At 31.1% G+C, this 7,876-nt stretch carries 7 protein-coding genes; 4 read left to right on the top strand and 3 right to left on the bottom strand.

The genetic code is table 4. The features are described 5' to 3' along the window. The first annotated feature begins 113 nt into the window (after positions 1-113). Positions 114-494: a DUF1934 family protein gene (locus C4B25_RS03355; protein WP_131613640.1), complete on the top strand. Its 381-nt coding sequence runs from the start codon at positions 114-116 to the stop codon at positions 492-494. Between the two features lie 92 nt (positions 495-586). Next, complete coding sequence (argS, locus tag C4B25_RS03350) at positions 587-2,176, top strand: arginine--tRNA ligase (protein WP_131613639.1); 1,590 nt, start codon at positions 587-589, stop codon at positions 2,174-2,176. Positions 2,177-2,222: 46 nt separating this feature from the next. Here the strand turns inward: argS and C4B25_RS03345 are convergent, their stop codons facing one another. From C4B25_RS03345 to C4B25_RS03335, 3 genes are all read right to left on the bottom strand, one after another. Then, the gene (locus C4B25_RS03345) at positions 2,223-3,347 is read right to left on the bottom strand and encodes a hypothetical protein (RefSeq protein WP_131613638.1); all 1,125 of its coding nucleotides are present in this window, start codon (positions 3,345-3,347) and stop codon (positions 2,223-2,225) included. Positions 3,348-3,556: 209 nt separating this feature from the next. Continuing rightward, on the bottom strand, positions 3,557-4,297 hold the full coding sequence (locus C4B25_RS03340) for a type I phosphomannose isomerase catalytic subunit (RefSeq protein WP_131613637.1): 741 nt from the start codon (positions 4,295-4,297) through the stop codon (positions 3,557-3,559). A 9-nt stretch (positions 4,298-4,306) separates the two neighbouring features. After that, on the bottom strand, positions 4,307-6,313 hold the full coding sequence (locus C4B25_RS03335) for a PTS fructose transporter subunit IIABC (RefSeq protein ID WP_131613636.1): 2,007 nt from the start codon (positions 6,311-6,313) through the stop codon (positions 4,307-4,309). Positions 6,314-6,442: 129 nt separating this feature from the next. Here C4B25_RS03335 and C4B25_RS03330 point away from each other — a divergent pair, with 129 nt between their 5' ends. Both C4B25_RS03330 and rpoE read left to right on the top strand, forming a co-directional pair. Further along, entirely contained in the window at positions 6,443-7,093 is a 651-nt protein-coding gene (locus C4B25_RS03330; RefSeq protein WP_131613635.1) for a MurR/RpiR family transcriptional regulator, read from the top strand. 277 nt (positions 7,094-7,370) lie between these two features. Next, a complete protein-coding gene (gene rpoE, locus C4B25_RS03325; protein ID WP_131613634.1) occupies positions 7,371-7,664 on the top strand; it encodes a DNA-directed RNA polymerase subunit delta in 294 nt (97 codons plus the stop codon). Positions 7,665-7,876 lie beyond the last annotated feature (212 nt).

Genomic DNA, 7,876 nt, shown 5'->3' with positions numbered 1-7,876 from the left:
TAAATCATTATTCATGCCAATTCGTTTAGAAACAACTTACCAACAACATGGTCCTGAATTAGCTAAAGCAATTTACTTATTCGGTCAAGAACTAATTGAAAAGAGGTTAGCTAATGTCTAAGAAAATTACTTTCGTATCTAACATTAACCACAATGGAGATACACAAGAAATATCATTTGAAGCAGCTGTAGAAATCACAACTTACGAAGGTTTCACAGTTTACGAATTCAAAGAACCAAACATGAATGTTATGAATAGAATTGAAATCGCACCTGAATATGCAAATATCTTTGCAGGTCCAAGTACAATCAATCTAGAATTAAACAAAACTATTGCGATTCAATATGAAACACCACAAGGTATTTTATTACTAGATTCTTATTTAGAAGAAATGGATTGTACTGATGAAAATAACGTTAAATTCCAATACACATTAAGTCAACAAGATCAAATTGTAGGAAGATATAACATCACATTAAAAATTGAGGGGTAATCCTCTTTTTTTATTTGCTAATTTCTTACTTTAACAATGCTTTTTAAATGGGTTTATTGCATAAATAGACTTATTATAGTAAACTATAATGTATGAAGAATAAAATTATAAACGCAGTGACAGACTCACTGAAAAAATTAAATGTAGAAGAAGAAGTTCAATTAACTCCCGCAAAAGGGCATGCTGACTTTTCTACTAATATCGCAATGAAGCTAGCAAGAGTATTAAAGGACACTCCACAAAACATTGCACAAAAAATAGTTGAAGGAATTGACAAGGATGCAAATTCAATTGAAAGCATCGAAATAGCAGGACCAGGTTTCATTAACTTTTTCATGAGGCGAGAAGCGTTAAATACAATTATTACAGATATCCTTGAAGCAGGAGATGACTACGGTAAAGGTAATCAAACAGATTACGTAAATGTAGAATATGTATCTGCTAACCCAACAGGTTACTTACACCTAGGACATGCACGTGGTGCAGTTGTAGGTTCAGTGTTAGTTAATATTTTAAGATTTGCAGGAAACAAAGTAGATGCAGAATACTATGTTAACGATGCAGGGGCTCAAATCAACATTCTTGGTGAAGCATCATGAACAAGATACCAACAAGCTCACGGTGTAGAAATAGAAATGCCAGAAAATACTTATAGAGGACAAGACATTGTTTGAGTTGCTGGGCAACTTAAAGAAATGTGAGGAGATAAATACCTTAATGTTCCTTATGAAGAATGTAAAGAAGAATTTAAATCAGAAGCTAAGAAAATGCTTTTAGCTGAAATTGATACAGACCTTAAAAAACTAGGTGTTGTTATGGATAAATTCTCTTCAGAACAATCAATGTATGACCAAAACTTAATTACAAAAGCATTAGATAAACTTCAAGATAAATTTGAAGAAGATGGTGCAACATGATTAAGAACTACAAAATATGGAGACGACAAAGATCGTGTTCTTATTAAATCAGATGGTTCATATACTTACCTAACACCAGATATTGCTTATCATGATGTTAAACTTTCAAGAGGTTATGACTATATTGTAAATATCTTTGGTGCAGACCACATCGGTTACATTAAACGTATGGAAGTTGCATTGTTACAACTTGGATACCCCGATGGAGCTTTAAAAGATACATTAGTTATTCAATTAGTTCGTTTAATCAAAGATGGTCAAGAATTAAAAATGTCTAAACGTATGGGAACATCATTTACATTAAGAGAATTAATTGAACTTACAGGTAAAGATGCAACTAGATTCTTTATGGCTAACCGTTCATGTGATTCTAAGTTTGACTTCGACGTTAACTTAGCAACTCAAAAAACATCAGACAACCCAGTATTCTATATTCAATATGCTCATGCTAGAGCAAATCAAATTCTAGGTAAAACTGAAAAAGAAGCTGACATTGAAAACCTATACACAATTGGAGCTGAGAAATTAATGGACGTCTTATCTAAATTCCCTGATTTAGTTATGACAATGTCTAAAACAAGAAAAATTCATTTACTACCTCAATACTTAATTGACTTAGCAAGAGCATTCCACTCTTACTACAACTCAAATAAAATTGTTGGTTCAGAAAATGAAGCAGGAATGTTACCAATTGTATTAGCTGCTAAACAAGTTCTAAAGAATGGTTTAACACTTCTTGGAATATCAGCACCTGAAAGAATGTAATTCTAAAACAAAAAAACAAACGTGAGTTTGTTTTTTATTATTCTTTTTAAATATGTTCGTACATATCGTATTCACTTCTTTTAAGTCTACGTTTAAATCATTTCTTACGTTTACCTTTTGGACCTTGTTTAGGTTCAATTACAGTAAATACTATTCCTATCATTATAGTTACTGAGAACGTTCAGAATCACCACGTTTTAATGTGAGCCATATCTTGAAGAATCGCTTCATTACTTAAGGAAGAATCATTTGGGTTTATTGCTTTAGTAATTGCATAAAATATCGCAATGAATATTGGAACGTAAATTATTGATAAATTTTCAAAAACAATTCCAAGTGTTGCTCCCATTGTTTTAATTGTTTGAACATAACATAAGTATGAATAAAGAATTAATGCTCCTGAGATTGCTAGGATGATAAGTGATTTTTTATAATCAGCAAACATATCACCAACAATAACATAAGTATTACGTGCACTTAGGTCACATAATGTTAATAGTGGCAATACAACTGCAACTTGAAATATTAAAGCTGAAAGATATTTAAGTGTTGTGATTTCTTTAACTGTAATTACAATTTTTGATTTTTCCATTATTCTATAAATTATGATTCCTTGAACTGATCAAGAAAGAACTGGAATTAAACAAAGTATTAATCCAATCAAGACTTTTGTTTTCATCGAAGCAGGATTAACAGCCATAACACCCATAGCTGCAATTGAAAGTGTAACTATAATAATTCCAAACAAAGCAATTCTTCTAAACTTTCTTTTTAAAAATATTCTTTCTAGGATTGCTGTTGCAGGAAGGCATAATGCAATAAATGCTTTACCTAATGATCCACCAGCTAATGCAATACCAATTGCCATAAACCCCATACCTATCGGTGTACCCAATAAGTTTGTTAGTGTAATTTTTCATGCATCTTTACTTTTAATAAACTTCTTAATAGTTCCGAATCACTTCTTAGGTCCAATAACGACAAAGTCAATTAGAACTGCAAAGAAGAATATAACTACAACGGAAGCCATAATAAAACTTATAACCGACAATATTGAATCATCACTTGCTGTATAAGGGACTATATTAATTAATGCTGGATATAAACCATATAAAATACTACACAAAATTCCTATTGCAAGACCTTTATATGTTTTTTGTTTTGTTGACATAGAACCTCCTTATTTTGATTTATTTTTCATTTACTTATTAAAGACATTTTACTACTTTTAAAAAATAAAAAAACAACATTTTTAGTCTTTATTTTTCTTGAGAATATTCATTCATTTTTATTTTAAAATATAGTGGTATAAGTCAAAAAAATAAGAAAAAATATTTAATAGAAATACTTAAGAAATAAAAAAATAGCCTTTTAGCTATTTTAATATTCAATCAGCGCAAATCTATTGAACTGAACTTCGTTTTCTTCGCCGGGTTCAATATAATATGCTTCTTCTTTTTCTATATCAACTAATATTGATTTTTTATTAATTTTAAAGTTTTGATTATTTTTTTCAAATACGGAGATTGTGTATTTGTTTATATCGTATTTCTTATAAAGTTTTTCGGAAGACTTTACTTTTCAATTTAATTCTTTTGTAGAGATAATTGATTTTTCGACATGTAACTCTCTCGGTTGACCATTTTCTAGTCTATCATAATCGTAAAATCTATAGGTTGTATCAGATGGTTGTTGAACCTCCAATACCTTGGAATCTTGTCCTACACCATGTACTAATCCAGCTGGAACATTTATAAATTCCCCAGGTACTGGTGTGTGTGTTTTTAATAATTCGAAGAAACGTTTTTCTTGTAAAGCTTTTTTAATTTTAGTTTCATCTTTGGTTTTGATACCAACAACAAACTCTGATTTTGGCGTAGCTTCCAGAACATATCAACATTCTGATTTACCGTTTTCTTCATTTTCTAGTTTTTTAGCCAAGTAATCATCTGGATGAACTTGGACTGAAAGTGGCTTGTTAGCTTTAAGTATTTTAACTAAAGGTCCATCAATAGTTTCTTCACCATTAGCTAATTTTGTACGACTTTGTTCAAGGGGAGAATGTAATCATAATTCATATCCTCAAATTTTGTCATGTTTAATAGGTGTTATTTTTTTCATAATTGATCCTTAGCTCACTTTTTGAATTGTTTTTGTTTTTTTGTTTTTTGAAATTTTTCCTCAAATAAATTGGAAAGGTTTTCCTAAGTTGTATTTCATGAAGATATTCATTAATACAGCAGTTGTAATACCACCAATTAGTATTGATAGTAGGAAGAATAATCCTCATACGTAGTTTGTAACTCCACCTTTACCGATAGCACCAACTATATACACAATTGGTCCACCGTGTTGTGCGTTATCTGTAATCATAAATAATGCAGCTACTGCAGCACCGATTGCTGAACCGATCATGTTTGCAGCGATTGCTTGTTTTGGATATTTAACTGCGAATGGAATAGCTCCTTCAGTAATACCAACTATAGACATAAGAATTGCTGATGTAGCATTACCTTTATCTTGTTCATCTCATTGTTTGTTTCTAAATAACTTACCAAGTACAACCGCTAGTCCCATACCTAATGGTGGAACTGCAATAGCAGCGGCAACTGCACCCATAACTTCTGGTTTACCTTGAACAATCATCGCTCCACCAAGTAGGAAAGCAATTTTGTTAACTGGTCCACCCATGTCAAATCCAATCATAGCTCCAAGAATTAATGCAGCTAGGAATAATAAATCGTGTTTAATAAGAATTGTTACACCTTCATTTAGTCCTCTTGATAATCAGTAAATTGGAACGTAAATAAAGAATGAGAATACTAATCATGTTAAGAATGTAATCAATAATGGAATAAAGATTATTGGTTCAACAGGTTTTAGTACTTTTGGCATTTTCATACCGATTGTTTTTTGTCATAATTTAACGAAGTAACCAACGAAGAATCCGACAGCAATTGCTCCAAGGAATCCTAATTGACCACCAGTAACACCAAATTCCATGGCTTTTCAATCAAATAGTTGATCACCGGAATTCCCTACTACAAACGATACAATCATCGCCGGAGCAAATGCTGATCTACCTGCGATAGCTGATGCTATAAATCCTGCAAGAATTGGAATCATTAATTTAAATCCACCAACCCCAACATTTAATAGTGCATCTCAAAATGTGTGAGGCGCAACTTGTAATCCTTTACCATTAACAACTGTTCCACCAAAACCTAGTGAAAGTGCTATTAATATACCACCCGCAACAACGAAAGGTATCATGTATGAAATACCATTCATAAGAGCTTGCATTGGGCTAGCTCCACCTGAACCCATAGCTTTTTTAGCTGTAGATTTTCTTGATTCTTTTTGAACTTTAGCTTCTTTTCTGGCTTTATTGAAAACTTTTTCAGTTGAACGAATTGGTTCTACAACTTTACAGTGGAAGACTTTTTTCCCATCGAAACGATCTAATCCATCAGCTAAACGTGATGAGGCGACAACAACGTAATCAGCTTTTTCTATATCTTCTTTTGTTAATTGATTAACCGGTCCTGTAGCACCTTGTCTCTCAACTTTAACTGATAAGTTGTTTTCCAAAGCGTATTTTTCCATTGCTTCTGCAGCCATATTTGTATGTGCTACACCAGTTGGACAAGTTGAAATACAAACGAAATCATACTTATCAACCTTACCTTCTGTTTTTGTCTCTACTTTTTTCTCTTCTTTAAAAAGACCTTTTATTTTGGCTAATGTCCCTTTTTTAAAGATATCAATATTTTCTTCATGCATAAGTGCTGAAGCAACTTTAGATAATATTTGCATGTGTTCATCACCTGCATTATCCCCACCTTCTACAAGCATTGCTATTGCACATGTTGTCATTTCTCCATCTAGAGAAGGCCAATCTACACCTTTTGAATTTCTAGCTATATAAATAACTGTTTCTTTTATTTCTTCAACTCTTGCATGAGGCATAGAAATACCAGCTTCAAATCCTGTAGTCCCTTCTTTTTCTCTAGAAAGAAATGCTTCTAAAACTTTTTCATCACTTGAAACGTAACCTTGTTTAAGAGCATCTTTTGTAATTGCTTCTAAAACTTGATCACGAGTTTCAAATGAAGTTTTTAATATTTTAAATTTCATTCCAATCTCCTTCCGTTTCTAATACGGTTTTATTTTTTTCTAACACATCCATTATTCCACCTTTGAAAAGCATTTTTATTTTTTCAAGTCCCATTAAAAATATTTTTAAAGAGCGTGTATAATGTAGACATGTTAAAAGATAGAATGAGTATTAAAAAAGAAGATTTTACTGCCACAGATTTAAAAATATATAACTTCATAAATAAAGAAAGTAATTCAAAACACTTTATGAAGAGCATGACCCAAATTTCAAAAGTTATAGGAGTATCCAATGCGGCTATAACAAGATTTTGCCAAAAGGTTCAATATAGTGGGTGAAAAGAACTTCAAGGAAAACTTAAATATGAACTCAAAGAAAGAACTTCTAAATATGATGGTGTTTCAAGAGAAGTTCATCAAATGATCTATTCATTAAGTAGAACCGATAAAGCAATTAATAAAGACGCTATAAAAATGGTCGCCAAGAAAATCTTGGAGTCTGACTTTATCTTTATATATGGTGAAGCTTTTACGAAAATACAAGCACAAGCCTTTAGATTAAAATTAAATAAGATTAATATTAATGCACAGGATTTCGAAGTTGCTGGTGAAACAGGTTTTATCCTGCCAAAAAATAATTCAGTCCATATCTTTATTTCTATGTCTGGAATGAACCCAAATGTTAAAAGAGCTGTTAATAAATTAACAACTGTGCAAATGCATAACCAATCAATATATACAATTGGTTCTACTCCAAACTCCAACGTAATTGATTTAATCAATGAGCATATTGGTGGATAATTTATTCAATCAAATTCCCAAGATCCATATGAATTGCCTTCAACAGCAGGTTATATCACTCAATTTATATTGGATAGAATCTTTGATGAAGTTTATGACAATAACAGTGAATCAAATAAAAAACTTATCCAAAAATTTGCAAAAGTTAAAAGTAGATAAAACCACTCATAAAAGAGGTAACTTTTCTTTATGGCAAGGTTTCTAAAGAAACATTTTGTCTATAAGACTAAAAATAAGTTATCATTTAATATATAAACATCTTGAAAGGAAGTACATTATGACAAGAACAATGTTAGACATTACTTATGAAATATTAAGCGAAGTAGACAAACAAACACTAAAACAAATCTATGCAGTAGTTGCTAAAGAACTAAAACCTAGATGAAAAGAAGAGCAATCACATTTATCAGTTCCTGAAATTGAAACAAACAAACTTGGAGAACTATATAAATTATTAACAGTTGATGGAAGATTCTTAAGAACAAAAGAAGGTTCATGAACATTAGTTGAAAAATATACAATCGAAGAAAGAAAAGCTCTTAAACTACAAGTTAAAGATACATTAGACTAATCAAGTGCATAAGCACTTTTTTTATAACCTTTAAATACAATTTAACTTAATGATTTATAAAAGGTGTTATAATTTTTTTGCAATTATTCAATTAATTAGCAATCAAAATATCAATCAATAAGGAGAATTAAATGTCAAGATTAGTAAATATGGCAGAAATGACAAGAAAAGCTTACGAAGGTAAATACGCTGTTGCACACATCAACATCAAC

This window comes from Mycoplasma todarodis, assembly GCF_004335995.1.
GTDB lineage: Bacteria > Bacillota_I > Bacilli_A > Mycoplasmatales > Metamycoplasmataceae > Mycoplasma_K > Mycoplasma_K todarodis.
This window is presented reverse-complemented; position numbering and strand designations above follow the sequence as displayed.